Consider the following 17,908-nt stretch of genomic DNA (forward strand, 5'->3'; position numbering starts at 1 on the left):
CGGACGAAGCCGTCATCCGGAGCCGTTAGTGTGGTGCGCCATCCGGTTGCCGTTCACCGGCTGTGTCCACCGAGAACTGGGGCCCGCGCACTCGATGACCGTCTACAGCCACCAGAGCGGCTTCACCGCTGCCAGGCCGCCCGCCTATCCGCGCCACCTGGTCACCGCGGTGATCGTCTCGCACGACGGCGCCCGCTGGCTGCCGCAGGCCCTCGCCGGCCTGCTCGGCCAGGACCGCCAGGTCCAGCGGGTGCTCGCGGTCGACACCGGCTCCACCGACAACTCCCCGCAGCTGCTCGCCGACGCGCTCGCCGACTTCGGCCTCGCCGACGGGATGCCCGAGAGCGGCCCGCTGATCCTCGGCCGCCGGGCCGGCTTCGGCACCGCCGTCGCCGAGGCCGTCTTCAACAGCCCGCCGCTGCGCCCGGAGGACCTCCCGTACCGGCTCGACCCCTCCGGCTACGACCCGGTCACCGGCGGCTGGGACGACTTCGGCGACCCGCTCGCCCAGGAGGACGACCTCGGCCGCGGCGGCCCGCGCGAGACCCAGCCCGTCGAGTGGCTCTGGCTGCTGCACGACGACTGCGAGCCGCAGACCGACGCGCTGCGCCGACTGCTCCAGGTCGCCGACTCCACCCCCAGTGCCGCCGTGGTCGGCCCCAAGCTGCGCAGCTGGTACGACCGCCGCCAGCTGCTGGAGGTCGGCGTCACCATCGCCCGCTCCGGTCGCCGGTGGACCGGCCTGGACCGCCGCGAGCAGGACCAGGGCCAGCACGACCAGGTCCGCCCGGTGCTCGCCGTCTCCAGCGCCGGCATGCTGGTGCGCCGCGACGTCTTCGAGGAGCTCGGCGGCTTCGACAAGGCGCTGCCGCTGATGCGCGACGACACCGACTTCTGCTGGCGGGTCAACGCCGCCGGCCACCGCGTGGTGGTCGCCCCCGACGCCGTGCTGCGGCACGCCGAGGCGGCCAGCCGCGAGCGCCGCGCCATCGACTGCGGCCCCGCCCACCCGCACCGGGGGGACAAGTCCGGCGCCGTCTACACCCTGCTCGCCAACTGCAAGGGCGCGCTCTTCCCCTACGTCCTGCTGCGGCTGGTGCTCGGCACGCTGCTGCGGGCCGTCACCAACCTGCTCGGCAAGGACCCGCGGCAGGCCTTCGACGAACTCGCCGGCCTGGGCCACGAACTCGTCCGCTTCCCCCGGCTGCTGGCCGCGCGCAAGCGCCGCGCCCGCACCCGGGCCGCCGACGCCCTGGACGACCGCACGCTCTTCCCGGCGCCCGGCGCCACCGCCCGCCTGGCCGTCGAGGGCGTCATCGGCTCGCTCGGCATAGGGGGCGGGGACGACTCCGGCGGCCGGCACGGCTCGGTCGAGGCCGGGCCGGGCGACGAGGACGCCGAGGACCTGGTCGTCGAGCAGTTCACGCTGATCAAGAAGCTGGCCCGGCGCCCGGCGCCGGTGCTGTTCGCGGCCCTGCTGGTGTTCGCCCTGATCGCCTGCCGCGGCCTGCTCGGCGGCGGCGAGCTGTTCGGCGGCGCCCTGCTGCCGACCGCCGACGGCGCCGGCGGCCTCTGGTCGATGTACGCGGACGCCTGGCACCCGGTCGGCACCGGCTCCACCGCCGCCGCGCCGCCGTACCTCGGCGTGCTCGCGGTGCTGTCCTGGGTGCTGTTCGGCCACGCCGACCTCGCACTCACCCTGCTGATCGTGCTCACCGTGCCGCTGTCCGCGGTCAGCGCCTACCTGGTGTCCCGGCCGCTGCTGGACTCCAAGCTGGTCCGCGCCTGGGCCAGCGCCGCCTACGCGCTGCTGCCCGCCGCCACCGGCGCGCTCGCCCAGGGCCGGATCGGCACCGCCGTCCTCGCCGTGCTGCTGCCGCCGCTGGCCCGCGCCGCCGCGATCGCGGCCGGCCTCGGCATCCGCGACGAGAGCGCCGCCAAGGGTGCCCGCCCGGGGTGGCGGCCGGTCTGGATGACCGTCCTGCTGCTCACCCTGGCCACCTCCTTCGTGCCGTTGACCTGGGCGCTCGCGTTGCCGCTCTGCCTGGCGATGCTGGTCGTCGCGGTCGTGCGCGGCGGCGCCTTCGGCTCCGGCGGCGCCGCGCTGCGCCTGCTCGGCCTGCGCGTCCTGGTGATCCTCGCGGTGCCGGTCCTGGTGCTGGCGCCGTGGTCGCTGAAGGTGCTGTCGAACCCGCAGTGGCTGCTGCTGGAGGCCGGCCTGCCCGGCCTGCACGGCACCGGTGCGAGCGCGGTCGGCCTGCTGCTGGTCAACCCGGGCGGCGCCGGGGTGCCGCCGGTGTGGCTGTCGGCCGGCGTGGTGCTCGCCGCGCTCGCCGCGCTGCTGCGCGCCGACCGCCGCCGCGCGGTGCTGGCGGCCTGGGGGGCGGCCGGCGCCGGCCTGGTCTTCGCGGTCGCGGTGGCGGGCACCTCCGTCACCCCGGCCTCCGGCGGTCCGATGGTGCCCGCCTGGGCCGGCCCGGCCTCCCTGATCGCCGGGATCGCCCTGCTGGCGGCCGCCGCGATCGGCGCCGACGGCGCCAACGCCCGGGTGGCCGGGATCGCCTTCGGCTGGCGCCAGCCGGTGGCCGCGCTGGTGGTGGCCGCCGCGGTACTGGCCCCGCTGGGCACCGGCCTGTGGTGGGCGCTGACCGGCGCCGGCGGGCCGCTGCACCGGGCCCCGGCCGGCCAGGTGCCCGCGTTCATCGCCGAGGAGGCCGGCACCACCGACCGGTCCCGCACCCTGGTCGTGACCGGTGACCCGGGCGGCGGCGCGGTCCGCTACACCGTGGTCCGCGGCGCGGGTCTGACGCTCGGCCAGGCCGAGTCCACCGTCGACCCGGCGACCGGCACCCAGGACCGCCTGAACACGATGGTCGGCAGCCTGCTGGCCGGCTCCGGCGCCGACCAGGCCGGCGCGCTGTCCGGCTTCGGCATCGCCTACGTGCTGGTCGAGCAGCCGGTGATCGGCACCTACAAGGACGTCCTGGACACCACCCCCGGCCTGGTCAAGGCCAACCAGGACGGCGACTCCGCGCTCTGGCAGGTCAACGGCGCCCCCGCGGTCCGCGCGGTGATCACCACCCCGGGCGCCGCCCCGGTGGTCGTCCCGTCCGGGGCCCGCGACCTCACCGCCACCGTCCCGGCCGGCCCGGACGGCCGGGTGCTGCGGCTCGCCGAGTCCGCGGCCCCCGCGTGGAAGGCCACCCTGGACGGCACCGCGCTGGAGGCTGTCACGGTCGACGGCTGGGCGCAGGGCTTCAAGCTCCCGGCCGGCGGCGGCAAGCTGGCCGTCACCCGGGAGGACGGCTTCGCGCACACCGGCTGGATCTGGGCCCAGGTGGTGCTCGGCCTGACCATCCTGGTGCTGGCCCTGCCCGGCCGCCGCAGCCACAAGGACGACGACCTGCCCGAGGAGGTGGTGGCCGCCGCCGCGCTGGCCGCCGCGGCCCAGGCGCAGGCGCCCGCCCCCGGCAGCCGCCGGGCCCGCCGGATGGCCGAGCGCGGCGAGGGCGGCGCCGAGGACGGCGGGGTGTACGACGGCCCGCCGGGAGCGATCCCGCAGCAGCCGGCCGGCGAGCCGGTGGCCGAGGCGGTCCAGGCGGCCGCCGCCGTCCAGGAGGCCGAGCCGTACGCCGACCCGTACCAGACGTACCAGCAGGCCGACCCGTACAGCTACGACCAGTACGCGGCCCAGCAGCCGGCGGCCGCGTCCTACGGCGGCCAGGGCGAGTGGGGCCACCCCGGGTCGGAGGCCGGGGGCGGTTACCAGCAGCAGGCGTACCCGCAGCAGGGCTACGAGCAGCCGTACCCGCCGGAGCAGCAGTACGGCTACGACCCCTACCAGCAGGCGGGGCACCAGCAGCCGTGGGTGCCGGGGCAGCCGCAGGCCGAGCCCTACTACGACCTGAACGACCCCAACGACCCGAACGACCCCCATGGCACGGGCCGGTACCCGCACCAGCACGGATCGGGGAGCTGACCCGCGATGAAGAAGCCCGCTTTCAGGAAGAAGTCCGTGGCCGAGGCCGTCGAGCCCGCCGAGGCCGAGCAGTCCGGGCACGCCCCGGCGGAGGCGCCGGAGCCCGCGGCGCCCGGCCGCCCGGCCGGGAGGTCCGGGGGCACCAGGACCACGCCGTCCCTGCTGGCCGCGGCCGTCGTGCTCGCGGCGGTGTTCGGGGTCGCCGAGGCGCGCCCGCCGGCCGCCCCGGCCAAGGCGGACGCCGGAGCCCCGACCACCGCGCAGGTCGAGCGGACGGCGGCGGTCTGCCCGCAGCCGCTCCAGGGTCTGACCGGCTCGACCGCGTTCACCGCCTACACCCCGCCCGGGACGGGCGGTGCCACCGGCGGGGCCGGCTGGCTCTCCGACGCCGCCGCGCCCGCGACCCCGCCGACCGCGGCCCCCTCGGCCCCGGCCACCCCGGCACCGTCCGGTTCGGGCGCCCCGGCCGCCCCGGCCGCCCCGGACAAGGGCGGTGCGCCCGCCGACGCCCGGCTGACCCTGGCCAAGCCCGGCACCCCGGTCACCGGCCCGGCCGCCAACGGCGACACCGCCCCCGGCACCGGGGCCGTGGCCACCGGCGCCCTCGCCCCCGGCTTCACCGTCACCCAGACCACCGTGGTCACCGAGCAGCGCGGACTCGGCCTGTCCGGCCTCACCTGCACCCCCGCCGGGACCAGCTTCTGGTTCGCCGGGGCCAGCACGGCCGGTGACCGGGTCGACTACGTCAGCCTGGTGAACACCGAGTCCTCCGCCGCCGTCGTCGATATCAAGCTGTACGGCGACAAGGGCCTGATCGAGAACGACGCCGCCAACGGCATCACCGTCGCCCCCGGCAGCTCCCAGTCCGTGCTGCTGCCGACCATCAGCAAGGGCGCGGTCACCGACCTCGCCGTGCACGTGGTCGCCCGCAGCGGGCGGGTGGGCGCCGCCCTGCACGCCGCCGACGGGAGCAAGGGCGCCGACTGGATCCCGGCCTCGGCCGACCCGGCGCCCACCCAGGTGCTGCCCGGCCTGCCGGCCGACACCTCGGCCGCCCACCTGGTGGTCTGGGCGCCGCCGGAGGACGACGCCGACCTGAAGATCCAGCTCTCCGGCAAGAACGGCTGGTTCACCCCGGCCGGCAACGAGTCGATCCACATCAAGGCGGGCATGGTGGCCGCCGTGGACCTCGGCAAGGTCACCCGCGACGAGGTCGCCGGGCTGCGGCTGTCGCCCACCGACGACAAGCACCCCACCCCGATCGTGGCCGGCCTGCGCGTCGACCGGGCCGGGGGCGGCGGCAAGAGCGACGCGGCCTGGCTCACCGGCAGCGCCCCGGTCGGCGCCCGCGCCACCGTCGCCGACAACCGGGCCGGCGCGTCCACGCTGTTCCTGACCTCCACCGGCGACGCCGCCACCGTGCGGGTCACCGCCTCGGCCGGCACCGGCGGCGGCACCCCGGTGAGCAAGGACGTCGAGCTGCCGGCCGGCGGCACGGTCGCTCTCCCGGCGCCCGAGCCGGGCGGGCTGAACGGGAGCTTCGCGCTCACCGTCGAGACCGTATCCGGCGGACCGGTGGTGGCCGCCCGGATGCTCTCGCTGCCCACCAAGGACGTGCCGATGTTCACCGTCCAGGCGCTGCACGACGACCGCAGCACCGTCAAGGTCCCGCGGGCCGGCCAGGATCCGGGCGTCGTCCTGCGCTGACCGGCCGCCAGGGGCGGTACCCGGGTCCGCCGGGTACCGCCCCTGTGCGCGTGCTCAGTCCTCGTCGTAGCGCGGGTCGATGGCGTCCGGAGACAGCCCCAGCAGCTCCGCGACCTGCTCGATCAGGATCTCGTGGACCAGCGCCGCGCGGTCCTCCCGGGTCTTCGCCCGGATCTCCACCGGCCGCCGGTACACCACGATCTGGCTCTTGCGCCCCTGCTTGCCCGGTGACACCCGCCCCAGCGGCACACCGTCCTCGGTGTCGGCCGCGTCCGGTTCGCGCAGCGGCACCTCCTGGACGGCGAACTCCACCTCGATCAACTGCGGCCAGCGCCGTTCGAGACGCTCCACCGACTCGCGCACGTAGTCGTCGAACAGTTCGGAGCGGGTGAGCGAGATCGGCACCTGGGGCGGCGCCAGCGGGCCGCGCAGCCCCCTGCCGTGCCGGTCGCGGTGCCGGGGACGGCGCGAGGGTCCCGTCGATGACTGCGGTGCAGAGCTGTCCATATCACTGCCGAGGGTAGTCCTTGGACGGTCGGAAGTGGACTACTCCGACGGGGAAACGCCCGGGGTGGCGGGTGCGCGGACCGGCGCGCCGACCGCGACACGGCACCCCCGCCGGACAGGCGGTCTTCGCTCCCCAGCGAGGAGTGCGGTACCGTCCACCCTCGTGAGCTCTGTACGTCGTTGTTCGCGGACCGCGTGCGGCCGGCCGGCCGTCGCGACGCTGACGTACGTCTACGCGGACTCCACCGCCGTCCTGGGCCCGCTCGCCACCTACGCCGAGCCGCACTGCTACGACCTGTGCGCCGAGCACGCCGAGCGTCTCACCGCCCCGCGCGGCTGGGAGGTCGTCCGGCTCGCCGCCGAGGCCGGGCCGCTGCGCCGCAGCAGCGACGACCTGGAGGCCCTCGCCAACGCCGTCCGCGAGGCCGCCCGCCCGCAGACCCCCCGTCAGGGCCGCGCGCCCGAGGGCGAGTCCACCGAGGGCGGCCGCCGCGGCCACCTCCGCGTCCTCCGCTCGCCGGACAACTGACGCCGCACCCCGCACCCGGCCCGCACCGGGCGTTCGTTCGACCCGGGTACGCTGCCCGTCTACCGTCACCGCGGACCGTCGACCGAACGGGCGGTGACCCCGACGTATCGTGACCGTGGGCGGCCAGCCGCCGATCACACGCACACCGATCAGTACAGAGACCAGGGTGGAGCCGCAGTGCGCGACCTCAAGCAGCTCGTGAAGGCGTACGACGTCCGAGGAGTCGTCCCGGACCAGTGGGACGAGCACCTGTCCCGGGCCTTCGGCGCCGCGTTCGTGCAGGTCACCGGCGCGTCCGCGATCGTCGTCGGCCACGACATGCGGCCCTCCTCCCCGTCGCTCAGCCGGGCCTTCGCCGAGGGTGCCGCCGCCTACGGCGCCGACGTGGTCCAGATCGGCCTCTGCTCGACCGACCAGCTCTACTACGCCAGCGGCAAGCTCGACCTGCCCGGCGCGATGTTCACCGCCAGCCACAACCCGGCCCAGTACAACGGCATCAAGCTGTGCCGGGCCGGCGCCGCCCCGGTCGGCCAGGACACCGGCCTCTCCGAGATCCGCGAGCTGGTCGAGTCCTGGACGGCCGAGGACGACACCGTCACCGTCCCGGCCAAGGACGTCAAGCCCGGCGCGCTGTCCGAGCAGGACACCCTGCGCGGCTACGCCGACCACCTGCTGGGCCTGGTCGACCTCACCGCGATCCGCCCGCTCAAGGTCGCCGTGGACGCGGGCAACGGTATGGGCGGCCACACCGTGCCGACCGTCTTCGACGGCCTGCCGATCGACCTCGTCCCGATGTACTTCGAGCTGGACGGCACCTTCCCCAACCACGAGGCCAACCCGCTCGACCCGAAGAACATCGTCGACCTGCAGGCCAAGGTCCGCGAGGTCGGCGCCGACCTCGGCCTGGCCTTCGACGGCGACGCCGACCGCTGCTTCGTCGTCGACGAGCGCGGCGAGCCGGTCTCCCCGTCCGCCATCACCGCCCTGGTCGCCGCCCGCGAGATCGCCCGCGCCAAGGCCGCCGGCGAGGCCGAGCCGACCGTCATCCACAACCTGATCACCTCCTGGACCGTCCCCGAGGTGGTCCGCGAGCTCGGCGCCACCCCGGTGCGCACCCGGGTCGGCCACTCCTTCATCAAGCAGGAGATGGCCGTCACCGACGCCGTCTTCGGCGGCGAGCACTCCGCGCACTACTACTTCCGCGACTTCTGGCGCGCCGACACCGGCATGCTCGCCGCGCTGCACGTGCTGGCCGCGCTCGGCGGCCAGTCCGGCACCCTGTCCGGGCTCACCGCGGAGTACGACCGCTACGCCGCCTCCGGGGAGATCAACAGCACCGTCGCCGACCAGGCCGCCAGCACCGCCGCCGTCCGGGCCGCCTACGCCGGCCTGGAGGGCACCACCGTCGACGAGCTGGACGGCCTCACCGTGGCCGGTCCGGACTGGTGGTTCAACCTGCGCGCCTCCAACACCGAGCCGCTGCTGCGCCTGAACGTCGAGGCCAAGGACCCGGCGAAGATGGCCGAGCTGCGCGACGGCGTGCTCGCCGTCGTCCGCGCCTGACCGAGGCCTCCAGTGCCCCGGCCGGTAGGGTTGCCTATCGGCCGGGGCACCGCCATGCCGATCCCGACCAGCCTTCCCACCCCCAAGACCGGGAGCCCGACACCCATGAAGCTCGAATCCTTCCTGCTGGAGATCCTGGTCTGCCCGCAGTGCCGGGCCGCGCTCACCGAGGGCGGGACCGAGGAGCAGCCCGAGCTGGTCTGCACCGGTGCGGACTGCGGCCTCGCGTACCCGGTCCGGGACGGCATTCCGGTCCTGCTGGTGGACGAGGCCCGCCGCCCGGCCTGATCCTTGGGGCGGACGAACCGTCCCCCCGCCCAGCGCTCCCCGCCAGCCCAGCGCGCACAGGACAGCAGCCGGAGGCCCGCCGCATGCTCGACGACACCCTGCTCGACGACCCGGCCGCCCTCCAGCGCGCCGACCGTGACCGCGCCCTGCTGGCCCTGGCCGGCTCCGGCGCGCGGGTCCGCACCGCGCTGCGGCTGGCCGGCGCGGCCGGTCTGGACCGGCTGCGCCCGGACGGCCGCCCGCGCGCCGTCCTGGTCGCCGGCCACGGCAGCGCCCTGACGGCGGGCGAGATCCTGGCCGCGCTGGCCGGCAACGCCGCACTGATCACCCCGCTGCCGCCGACCGAGGCGGTCGCCCCGCGTGCCGACCGGGCGGGTGCGCCGCCCGCCTTCACCACCGGGCTCGGCTGGCAGCTGCCCGGCTGGGCCGGCCCGCTCGACCTGCTGGTGGTCAGCTCCGCCGACGGCGGCGAACCGGGCCTGGTCAGCCTCGCCGAGCAGGCCTACGCGCGCGGCTGCGCGATCGTGGTCACCGCCCCGGCGGGCAGCCCGCTCGCCGAGGCCGCCCTGCAGGTGCGCGCGCTGCCGCTGCCGTACGTGGCCTCCGTGCTGTCCGAGGACGAGGCGCCCGCCGGCCCGTCCGCCGAACCGGACCTGCCCGCCGAGGACCCGGCCGCGCTGTGGTCCCACCTCACCCCGCTGCTCGCGCTCGCCCAGAAGATCGGCATCACCCAGCTGCCGTACGACGCGCTGCCGGCCGTCGCCGACCTGCTGGACGCGACCGCCGTCCGCTGCCGCCCCGACGCCGCCGCGTACACCAACCCGGCGAAGGGCCTGGCCGCGCGGCTGGCCGGGACGGTTCCGCTGCTGTGGGCGGAGGGCCCGATCGCCGGGGCGGTCGCCGACCGCTTCGCCGCCCAGCTCGCCGAACGGGCCGGCCGCCCGGCGCTGGCGGGGCTGCTGCCGCAGGTGCTCACCGCCCACCGCGGCATGTTCACCGGCCAGTTGGGCGCGGGCGCGGACCCGGACGACTTCTTCCGCGACCGGGTCGACGAGCCGGATCCGCTGCACCTGCAGGTCCTGCTGCTGCGGCACGTCCCGGGTGCGCCCGGCGGTGCGCCCGACGAGACGGACGCCCCGGCCGAGGTGCCGGAGGACGACGCGGGCCCGCGCAGCTTCGGCGTCACCCGCGCGCACCGGCTGGCCGCCGCCCACGAGGTCCGGCTGACGGAGTACGCGAGCACCCGGCCGGACCCGCTGCACGCGCTCGCCGACCTGCTCGCGCTGACCGACTTCGCCGCCGTCTACCTCGGGCTCGCCGCCGCGCAGTCCTGAGCCGGCGCGGACACGGCCCCGGCCGCTCGCGCCGATACCTCGGCCACCTCGACGGCCGGTACGGTAAGCGCTCGACGAGAGCAGCGCGACCGGCCACTGCGGCGGAGGGACCCCGAGCATGAGTACTGAAGGCGGCACCAGGGCACTGGTTGCGGCGCTGTCCGCGAACCTGGCGATCGCGGCGGCCAAGTTCACCGCCTTCGCCTTCACCGGCTCCTCGTCGATGCTGGCCGAGGGCGTGCACTCGGTCGCCGACTCGGGCAACCAGGTGCTGCTGCTGATCGGTGGCAGGCGGGCGCGCCGGGCGGCGGACGAGGAGCACCCCTTCGGGTACGGCCGCGAGCGCTACATCTACGGCTTTCTGGTGGCGATCGTCCTCTTCAGCGTCGGCGGCCTGTTCGCGATCTACGAGGGCTGGCACAAGGTCAGCCACCCGGAGAAGCTGGACGCCTGGGGCTGGGCGGTCGGCGTGCTGGTCTTCGCGATCGTGATGGAGGGCTGGTCCTTCCTGACCGCGATGCGCGAGTCGGCGAAGGCCAAGGGCGGCCAGGGCTGGGTCCAGTTCATCCGCACCGCCAAGGCTCCGGAGCTGCCGGTGGTGCTGCTGGAGGACACCGGCGCGCTGATCGGTCTGGTGCTCGCGCTGCTCGGCGTCTCGCTCACGGTGATCACCGGCGACGGCGTCTGGGACGGCGTCGGCACCCTGTGCATCGGCGTCCTGCTGGTGCTCATCGCGGTGGTGCTCGCCCTGGAGACCAAGTCGCTGCTGCTCGGCGAGTCCGCGGACCGGGAGTCGGTGCGGCGGATCCGCGCGGCGCTGGTGGACGGCGAGTCGGTCACCGGCGTGATCCACATGCGCACCCTGCACCTGGGCCCGGAGGAACTGCTGGTCGCCGCCAAGATCGCGGTCAACGCGCAGGACAGCGCCGCCCGCGTGGCGGAGGCGATCGACGCCGCCGAGGCGCGGGTGCGGGCGGTCGTCCCGATCGCGCGGGCGATCTACCTGGAGCCCGACGTCTACAGCGCCGAGAAGGCCGCCGCCGGCGAGGACCCGGCGGCCACCCCGGGCGGGCCCGGGCCCGACACCGCGCACTGACGGGCCGCCGGCGGCCCGGCGGCAGGCAGGTGGCGGGCCGATGGCGGGCTGGGATCCGGCTTGAGGACCGATCGGATCCGAGGCCGAAAACACTCATCGGCGGACGGCCGGCGGGGCCGCCGGTGTAGATTCGTCACCAGAGCCAGAACGTCGCTGCTGATGGCGGTCGATCGGCGGTCCGCACCCGTAGGGTGTGCCCCGGTCGAGGGAGAGAGGTCCTCCGACGGTTTGTGCTGTGCAGCAGGGAACCGGTCCGTCACCACGGATCCGGCCGCCCCGGCGTAGCCGTGCACCCGTACGGCCCCGCCGCGCTGCGACCGCACACCAGGACCTTGGCCATGCCCACCCCATCAGCGAGGAGCAGACGTATGTCGACCGACACCACCGGTGACTTCAAGGTCGCCGACCTTTCCCTGGCGCCGTTCGGCCGCAAGGAGATCCAGCTGGCCGAGCACGAGATGCCCGGCCTGATGTCGATCCGCGCCGAGTACGCCGAGTCGCAGCCGCTGGCCGGCGCCCGCATCACCGGCTCGCTGCACATGACCGTGCAGACCGCCGTCCTGATCGAGACCCTGACCGCCCTGGGCGCCGAGGTCCGCTGGTGCTCCTGCAACATCTTCTCCACCCAGGACCACGCGGCCGCCGCCATCGCCGTCGGCCCGGAGGGCACCCCGGAGAACCCGCAGGGCGTGCCGGTCTTCGCCTGGAAGGGCGAGACCCTGGACGAGTACTGGTGGTGCACCGAGCAGGCGCTGACCTGGCCGAACGGCCAGACCCCGAACATGATCCTGGACGACGGCGGCGACGCCACCCTGCTGATCCACAAGGGCGTCGAGTTCGAGAAGGCCGGTGCCGCGCCGGACCCGTCCACCGCGGACAACGACGAGTTCCGGATCATCCTGGAGCTGCTCAACCGCACCCTCAAGGACACCCCGAACAAGTGGACCGAGGTCGCCGCCACCATCAAGGGCGTGACCGAGGAGACCACCACCGGTGTCCACCGCCTGTACGAGATGCACCGTGACGGCAACCTGCTGTTCCCGGCGATCAACGTCAACGACGCCGTCACCAAGTCGAAGTTCGACAACAAGTACGGCTGCCGCCACTCGCTGATCGACGGCATCAACCGCGCCACCGACGTGCTGATCGGCGGCAAGGTCGCCGTCGTCTGCGGCTACGGCGACGTGGGCAAGGGCTGCGCCGAGTCGCTGCGCGGCCAGGGCGCCCGCGTGATCATCACCGAGATCGACCCGATCTGCGCGCTGCAGGCGGCGATGGACGGCTACCAGGTCACCACCCTGGAGGACGTCGTCTCGATCGCGGACATCTTCATCACCACCACGGGCAACAAGGACATCATCCTTGCCTCGCACATGGAGAAGATGAAGCACCAGGCGATCGTCGGCAACATCGGCCACTTCGACAACGAGATCGACATCGCGGGCCTGGCGAAGCTGCCCGGCATCGTGAAGACCGAGGTCAAGCCGCAGGTCCACGAGTGGCGCTTCGCCGACGGCCACACCATCATCATGCTGTCCGAGGGCCGCCTGCTGAACCTGGGCAACGCGACCGGCCACCCGTCGTTCGTGATGTCCAACTCCTTCGCGAACCAGACGATCGCCCAGATCGAGCTGTTCACGAAGACCGAGCAGTACCCGATCGGCGTCTACGTGCTGCCCAAGCACCTGGACGAGAAGGTCGCCCGCCTGCACCTCGCCGCGCTCGGCGTGAAGCTGACCACCCTGACCCAGGAGCAGGCCGACTACATCGGCGTTCCGGTCGAGGGCCCGTACAAGGCGGAGCAGTACCGCTACTGATGCGGTGACGCCCCGACGCCGGTGGCCGGCACCCCACCCCAGGGGTGCCGGCCACCGGCGTACGGGCGCGGTCAGCGGAGGACGTCGGTGGTCCAGCTGCTCTCGTCGGCGCCGGTGACGTGCACGAGGTTCAGCAGGCCCTGCAGGCCGCCGAGTTGGGCGAGCGCGGGCGGTTTTCCTTCCGCCCCTCCCACGCAGACCTTGATCCCCTGGTCAACCCGGCACAACGCCTGGAACGGCTCCTGCGCCGGTTCCCCGGGAGGGATCGCCCGGTCCGGGGCGACCGAGACCCGGACCTTCTTGTCCTCGGCCGAGAACGTGACCTGGGCGCCCCAGGGCAGCGAGCCCTGGGGGCGGGTCAACGAGGCGCCGGTCAGCCGGACCGAGCTGGGAGGCCCGGCCAGCCAGAACGGCAGCGGGACGTCCCAGTTGCCGACCTGGACGCCGGCGGCGACCCGAAGCAGCGCGTCGTCGGGGACGTCCTGGGAGCGGCCGCGCCACCCTGTGAGCTGCGCCCACCGACCGGAGGGGGTCAGCCAGCGCAGGAGCCGGGATGAGTTGTCGAAGGTGGGAGCGGTCGGATGGACCAGCCAGTACGCGGTCCGGCCGTTCACGTCGGGGGCCGGCACCTTCTCCTGCTTCTGCTTCGGATCGACGTCGATGGCCGGCTCGGGCCCGGCGGGGAAGAGCGAGAGCATGAGGCTCCGTCCGCCCATCCCCCCCTCACTGGCACTGGTAACGCTCCCCAAGTAGCTGATGCCGCGCTCGCCGTCCACCCAGTCGGGCAGCCAGCCGAACTTGACTTCGGTGGCCAGGACGCCGGTACCGGTCTTGGCCGGGGGAGTGGAGGGGGCCGGGGCGACCGAGGCCGGGGCCGCGGGTGCGGCGGGCGCTCCGGCGGGGCTGGGCTCCAGCACCAGCGTGGCGCCGATCACGAGGGCCGTCGCGGCGGCCACCGCGCCGACCGTGAACCGCTGCCGGCGGCGCAGGCGGGCCCGTCCCCGGGTGATGGACGTGGCGACGTCGAACGCGGCCGGCGGCGCCGGTTCGTCGGCCAGGGCTACCAGGCGGGCGGCCAGGTCGCTGTGCTCGGTGGTGGTCATGACGTCCTCTCTGCGACGGCGGGGCGGGAGGCGAGAGTGCTGCGCAGGGCAACCAGCGCGCGTGAGCTCTGGCTCTTCACGTTGCCCGACGAACAGCCCAGCGCCTCGGCAGCCTGATCGATCGACAGATCGCAGTAGTAGCGGAGCACCACGGTGGCCCGCTGGCGGGGCGGCAGCGTGGCAAGGGCGCGGCGCAGGTCGATCGAGACGTCCAGATCGACGCTCGCGGCGGCGATGTCCGGCTCGGTGTCGGTGCGGGTCGTGCGGCGCCACCAGGGGGAGCGCTGCTCGCTCAGGAACGTGTTGATCAACACCCTGCGGGCGTAACCGTCCACGTTCTCCATCCGTTTGGCCTTCGACCAGTGCACGTAGAGCTTGGTGATGGTCTCCTGGGCCAGGTCGTCGGCCCGATGCCAGTCCCCGCACAGCAGATAGGCGACCTTCCGAAGCCAGCCGCCCCTGGAAGCCACGTACTCGGTGAATTCCGCGTCGTGTGCCTGCTTCGCCATCTGCACCCCCCGTTCCTCGTAGCGATGGCGCTCAGCCGCGCCGTCCACCTCCCTAATGCGGGCACCCGCCCCGAACGTTGCACGCCGGGTCCGGAGATCGTCCACGTAGGCTTTCGGGCATGCCCAACGGCCGGTACTCGCTCCACGACACCCATGACCACGTGCTGCTCGGCGAGGAGCGCTTCAGCTGCGCCCCCGGGGCGGCCGGCTGGCGGTACGTCTCCAAGACCTACGCGCCGGACGGGCAGGTGATCGGCGGCGTCGACCTCACCCTGGACTCGCGCGCCCGCCCGCTGCGGATGGAACTGCGGGCCGGCGGCTGGCTGGTGCGCGGCGGCGCGGTGGACGGCGTGGCCTGGGTCCGGACCGACGCGGCGGACCCGGGCGGCGAGCACGCCGTGGAGGGCCACGACCGGGCGCACGGGTTCACCGGCGGTTCGCCGGCCTTCCTGGTCGCCACTGCCCGGCTGCTGCGGCTGCGGGAGGGGGCGAGCGCGCGGGTGCGGCTGGTCGCGTTCACCGAACCGGTGCTGGCGCCGCGCACCTTCGACCAGGGGTGGCTGCTGGAGGGCGTCGACACGCACGAGACCGACTCGGGCCCGCTACGGGTCGAGCGGTACCAGGTGGCGGACCTGGAGACCGGCGAGCAGCAGGTCGTGCACCTGTCGGGCGACGTGGTGCTGGCGGCCGCCGGGATCGAGCTGGAGGAGCTGGCGTCGCCGCCGAACGCCTGGCCGGTGGAGTTCGGAAGTTAGGACACGTCTCAGGCGGGCGGGGCGAAGCCGGTGCCCGGGGCGGGGGCGGGCTTCTCGAAGGACGGGGCGGCGGGCGCCGGGGCCGGGGTCGTGGGGGTGGTCGCGGCCGGGACGCCGAGGACCCGAAGCGGCCGGCCGTCCGCGGTGGGCGGCTGGGGTGCGGGGGCCTGCCGGGCGGGGGCGGGGGCTGCGGGGGCGGTCATCCGCTGCTGCGCCTGGGCCCGCATCCACTCCCGGCGCTGGCGCTCGGTGAGCACGGCGCCCAGATACGCCGCCGGGTGCAGCCCCGGTGCCACCGGGTGGCCGGTACGGGCGGCCAGGTCGTCGGCCAGCCGGGCGGACATCCGGAGTGCCACGGCCGGATCCAACTGGCCTATGCGGCCGAGCAGTTGGCGGACCGCCAACCAGAGCGACTCCGGCACCGCGGACAGGTCCATCGCGACCAGCTCCCGGCCCATCGCCTGCAGCAGGTGCGGGTGCACGGGCGGCAGCGGGGACGCCGTGCCGCCGCCCGGGGTGCGCTCGCGGACGACCACCGTCCCGGCGAAGATGTCGCCCAGCCGCCTGCCGTCCACGTTCACCGCCGAGGTGATCACCGCCGGCACGCCGGTCAGGGCGACCAGCTCCATGAAGCCGACCAGCCCGCGCACCAGCGAGTGCCGGAACCGCACGGGGCCACCGTCGGTGCGCACCACCCGCAGGCCGAGCGCGGCCTTGCCGAGCGAGCGCCCGTGGCTGAGGGTCTCGACCATCACCGGCACGGCCACCAGGAAGAACACCAGCAGCCCGAGCAGGGTGGCGGCCAGCGCGGCACCGTCCAGACCGATCAGGGCGACGCTCAGGAGGAGCGAGACCAGCAGCAGGGCGGCGAACTCCACGAGCAGGTCCAGCGCGATCGCCAGCGCCCGGCTCGGAAGCTTCGCCGTCTGCAGGTCGAGGACGACCGCCTCACCCGTCACCAGGTCGCTCAAGACACCTGTCCGTTCACGCTCGTGGAGCCCGTACGGCTCCAGTGGAGGCCGCCGAGGGCGGCACGGTCGAGGGGAGGGACACCACCCGGACCGGCCCCCACGACCCGCTCTCCGCAGTCCGATCCGCAGCCGCAAACATACGGCGCCCGGCGGCCGCACGGGAAGTGAGATCCCGGCGGCCGGGGCGCTCGCCGCTCCTGGCATGCTGGGCCGCGCGTGTCCGTACGTACCCGCCGCCCGCGCCCGGGCCCCTCGCGCCCACCGCCGACCATGGAGCCGCCGAATGGACCTGGACGTCTTCGTCGCCACCCACCAGGGGGAGTGGGCACGGCTGGACGCCCTCGCCCGACGGCGCCGGCTCAGCGGGGAGGAGGCCGACGAACTGGTCACCCTGTACCAGCGCGCCACCGGCCACCTGGCCAAGGTCCAGGCCGCCGCGCCGGACCCGGCCCTGCTGAGCCGGCTGACCGGGCTGGTCTCGCGGGCCCGCAGTGCGGTGACCGGCTCGCGCAGCAGCGGCTGGCACGACGTCGCCCGGTACTACACGGTGAGCTTCCCGGCCGCGCTGTACCGCTCGCGCCGCTGGTGGCTGCCGGTCGCGGCCGTCTCGCTGCTCGCCACCGCGGTGCTCGCCTGGTGGATGGCCACGCACCCCGAGGTCCGCAACAGCCTCGTCGCCCCGGAGCATCTGCAGGAGATGACCCGCCCCGGCGGGCAGTACGAGTCGTACTACTCGGACCGTCCGGCGAGCTCGTTCGCCGCGCAGGTCTGGACGAACAACGCCTGGGTCGCCGTGCAGTGCCTGCTGTTCGGGATCGCGCTGGGCCTCCCCGTGCTCTGGGTGATGTGGACCAACGTGGTCAATCTCGGCGTCGGCATCGGGCTGATGGCCTCCGCCGGGCGCCTCGACGTCTTCCTCGGCCTGCTCATCCCGCACGGCCTGCTGGAGCTGACCGCGGTGTTCGTGGCCGGCGGTCTCGGCCTGCGCCTCGGCTGGACGGTCGTCGACCCCGGCCCGCGGACCCGTGGAATGGCCCTGGCCGAACAGGGCCGCTCCATCATCGGCATGGCCATCGGCCTCGCGACGGTGCTGGCCGTCTCCGGTGTGCTGGAAGCCTTCGTCACTCCGTCCGGCCTGCCCACCTGGGCGCGCATCTCGATCGGCGTGCTGGCGGAGACGGCATTCCTCCTCTACGCACTGGTGTTGGGCCGGAAGGCCGCCGAGGCGGGAGAACTCGGCGATCTGGACGCCGCCGATCGGGCGGACCTGCAGCCCGTCGCGGCCTGAGGCGATGTGATCCACACGCCTCTGACCTGCTACTCTTCTCGCATCTCAGCCAAACCATTGACGTGGTCGGGGTGGGCTAGTAGGTTTGAACGGTTGGGAGCGACTGGACAACGGTCGTCCCGGGCGTTAGTGTCTACGACACCGCCGAATCGAGGTGGGCGTGTTTCACGAAATGCGCGCCCTCTGACGAAGCAAATCCCACGGACTGAGCACACCGAAAGCTTTGATAAGCTTCGGAGCGAAGTTTGCAGGAAATCCCGCCAGCGGGAATTCGGAGAAACGAAGCCGGTAAGAACGGCCGCGAGGATCTGATAAGCTGGAAACACGAAAGAACGAAGCGCCCGGAGGGCCTGCTGGAAGGCAGCCTGAAGGAAGTGTCCGTTCCTTGAGAACTCAACAGCGTGCCAAAAGTCAACGCCAGATATGTTGACATCCCCGGCCTCAGATTCTTCTGGGGTTGGA

Annotated in this window: 14 protein-coding genes; 10 read left to right on the plus strand and 4 right to left on the minus strand. The window is 74.2% G+C overall.

Going from position 1 to position 17,908, the window contains the following annotated elements; translation table 11 throughout:
* Window positions 1-94 precede the first annotated feature (94 nt).
* Both P3T27_RS38760 and P3T27_RS38765 read left to right on the plus strand, forming a co-directional pair.
* Window positions 95-3,979 (plus strand): glycosyltransferase family 2 protein, encoded by a 3,885-nt coding sequence (locus P3T27_RS38760; protein ID WP_280686047.1) that lies wholly within the window; start codon window positions 95-97, stop codon window positions 3,977-3,979.
* Window positions 3,980-3,985: 6 nt separating this feature from the next.
* Window positions 3,986-5,686: a DUF5719 family protein gene (locus tag P3T27_RS38765; protein ID WP_280686048.1), complete on the plus strand. Its 1,701-nt coding sequence runs from the start codon at window positions 3,986-3,988 to the stop codon at window positions 5,684-5,686.
* 54 nt (window positions 5,687-5,740) lie between these two features.
* On the opposite strand, the gene P3T27_RS38770 is transcribed toward P3T27_RS38765, so the two are convergent.
* Window positions 5,741-6,193: a metallopeptidase family protein gene (locus tag P3T27_RS38770; protein WP_280686049.1), complete on the minus strand. Its 453-nt coding sequence runs from the start codon at window positions 6,191-6,193 to the stop codon at window positions 5,741-5,743.
* Between the two features lie 163 nt (window positions 6,194-6,356).
* Here P3T27_RS38770 and P3T27_RS38775 point away from each other — a divergent pair, with 163 nt between their 5' ends.
* The 6 genes from P3T27_RS38775 to ahcY all read left to right on the plus strand — a co-directional run bounded on the left by P3T27_RS38775 (window position 6,357) and on the right by ahcY (window position 12,820).
* On the plus strand, window positions 6,357-6,722 hold the full coding sequence (locus P3T27_RS38775) for a DUF3499 domain-containing protein (protein ID WP_280686050.1): 366 nt from the start codon (window positions 6,357-6,359) through the stop codon (window positions 6,720-6,722).
* 177 nt (window positions 6,723-6,899) lie between these two features.
* Complete coding sequence (locus P3T27_RS38780; protein WP_280686051.1) at window positions 6,900-8,285, plus strand: phosphomannomutase/phosphoglucomutase; 1,386 nt, start codon at window positions 6,900-6,902, stop codon at window positions 8,283-8,285.
* 105 nt (window positions 8,286-8,390) lie between these two features.
* Complete coding sequence (locus tag P3T27_RS38785; protein ID WP_280686052.1) at window positions 8,391-8,573, plus strand: Trm112 family protein; 183 nt, start codon at window positions 8,391-8,393, stop codon at window positions 8,571-8,573.
* Window positions 8,574-8,656: 83 nt separating this feature from the next.
* Window positions 8,657-9,907, plus strand: a complete 1,251-nt coding sequence (locus tag P3T27_RS38790) for an SIS domain-containing protein (RefSeq protein ID WP_280686053.1) — start codon at window positions 8,657-8,659, stop codon at window positions 9,905-9,907.
* A 118-nt stretch (window positions 9,908-10,025) separates the two neighbouring features.
* Window positions 10,026-11,003, plus strand: coding sequence for a cation diffusion facilitator family transporter (locus tag P3T27_RS38795; RefSeq protein ID WP_280686054.1), 978 nt, complete (start codon window positions 10,026-10,028; stop codon window positions 11,001-11,003).
* A 368-nt stretch (window positions 11,004-11,371) separates the two neighbouring features.
* On the plus strand, window positions 11,372-12,820 hold the full coding sequence (ahcY, locus tag P3T27_RS38800) for an adenosylhomocysteinase (RefSeq protein ID WP_280686055.1): 1,449 nt from the start codon (window positions 11,372-11,374) through the stop codon (window positions 12,818-12,820).
* A 71-nt stretch (window positions 12,821-12,891) separates the two neighbouring features.
* Here ahcY and P3T27_RS38805 read toward each other — a convergent pair whose 3' ends face one another.
* Both P3T27_RS38805 and P3T27_RS38810 read right to left on the minus strand, forming a co-directional pair.
* Window positions 12,892-13,923, minus strand: coding sequence for a hypothetical protein (locus tag P3T27_RS38805; protein ID WP_280686056.1), 1,032 nt, complete (start codon window positions 13,921-13,923; stop codon window positions 12,892-12,894).
* Window positions 13,920-14,432 carry a SigE family RNA polymerase sigma factor gene (locus P3T27_RS38810; RefSeq protein ID WP_280686057.1) on the minus strand — a complete coding sequence of 171 codons (513 nt, stop codon included), beginning with the start codon at window positions 14,430-14,432 and terminating at the stop codon, window positions 13,920-13,922. Before P3T27_RS38810 ends, P3T27_RS38805 begins: the two co-directional genes overlap by 4 nt.
* Window positions 14,433-14,551: 119 nt before the next feature.
* On the opposite strand from P3T27_RS38810, the gene P3T27_RS38815 reads away from it, so the two are divergent.
* Window positions 14,552-15,187 carry a hypothetical protein gene (locus P3T27_RS38815; protein WP_280686058.1) on the plus strand — a complete coding sequence of 212 codons (636 nt, stop codon included), beginning with the start codon at window positions 14,552-14,554 and terminating at the stop codon, window positions 15,185-15,187.
* A gap of 8 nt (window positions 15,188-15,195) precedes the next feature.
* On the opposite strand, the gene P3T27_RS38820 is transcribed toward P3T27_RS38815, so the two are convergent.
* Window positions 15,196-16,158, minus strand: coding sequence for an RDD family protein (locus P3T27_RS38820; protein WP_280686059.1), 963 nt, complete (start codon window positions 16,156-16,158; stop codon window positions 15,196-15,198).
* Window positions 16,159-16,441: 283 nt separating this feature from the next.
* On the opposite strand from P3T27_RS38820, the gene P3T27_RS38825 reads away from it, so the two are divergent.
* Window positions 16,442-17,446, plus strand: a complete 1,005-nt coding sequence (locus P3T27_RS38825; RefSeq protein ID WP_280686060.1) for a stage II sporulation protein M — start codon at window positions 16,442-16,444, stop codon at window positions 17,444-17,446.
* The last annotated feature ends 462 nt before the right edge of the window (window positions 17,447-17,908 follow it).

This window comes from Kitasatospora sp. MAA19 (genome assembly GCF_029894125.1).
In the GTDB taxonomy this organism is placed as follows: Bacteria; Actinomycetota; Actinomycetes; order Streptomycetales; family Streptomycetaceae; genus Kitasatospora.

What these genes read in the sequence shown, in the direction of transcription:
- P3T27_RS38760 (WP_280686047.1), top strand. Translation starts at nt 95, where the DNA reads ATGACCGTCTACAGCCACCAGAGCGGCTTCACCGCTGCCAGGCCGCCC.
- P3T27_RS38765 (WP_280686048.1), top strand. Translation starts at nt 3,986, where the DNA reads ATGAAGAAGCCCGCTTTCAGGAAGAAGTCCGTGGCCGAGGCCGTCGAG.
- P3T27_RS38770 (WP_280686049.1), bottom strand. Translation starts at nt 6,193, where the DNA reads ATGGACAGCTCTGCACCGCAGTCATCGACGGGACCCTCGCGCCGTCCC.
- P3T27_RS38785 (WP_280686052.1), top strand. Translation starts at nt 8,391, where the DNA reads ATGAAGCTCGAATCCTTCCTGCTGGAGATCCTGGTCTGCCCGCAGTGC.
- P3T27_RS38790 (WP_280686053.1), top strand. Translation starts at nt 8,657, where the DNA reads ATGCTCGACGACACCCTGCTCGACGACCCGGCCGCCCTCCAGCGCGCC.
- P3T27_RS38795 (WP_280686054.1), top strand. Translation starts at nt 10,026, where the DNA reads ATGAGTACTGAAGGCGGCACCAGGGCACTGGTTGCGGCGCTGTCCGCG.
- ahcY (WP_280686055.1), top strand. Translation starts at nt 11,372, where the DNA reads ATGTCGACCGACACCACCGGTGACTTCAAGGTCGCCGACCTTTCCCTG.
- P3T27_RS38805 (WP_280686056.1), bottom strand. Translation starts at nt 13,923, where the DNA reads ATGACCACCACCGAGCACAGCGACCTGGCCGCCCGCCTGGTAGCCCTG.
- P3T27_RS38810 (WP_280686057.1), bottom strand. Translation starts at nt 14,432, where the DNA reads ATGGCGAAGCAGGCACACGACGCGGAATTCACCGAGTACGTGGCTTCC.
- P3T27_RS38815 (WP_280686058.1), top strand. Translation starts at nt 14,552, where the DNA reads ATGCCCAACGGCCGGTACTCGCTCCACGACACCCATGACCACGTGCTG.
- P3T27_RS38825 (WP_280686060.1), top strand. Translation starts at nt 16,442, where the DNA reads ATGGACCTGGACGTCTTCGTCGCCACCCACCAGGGGGAGTGGGCACGG.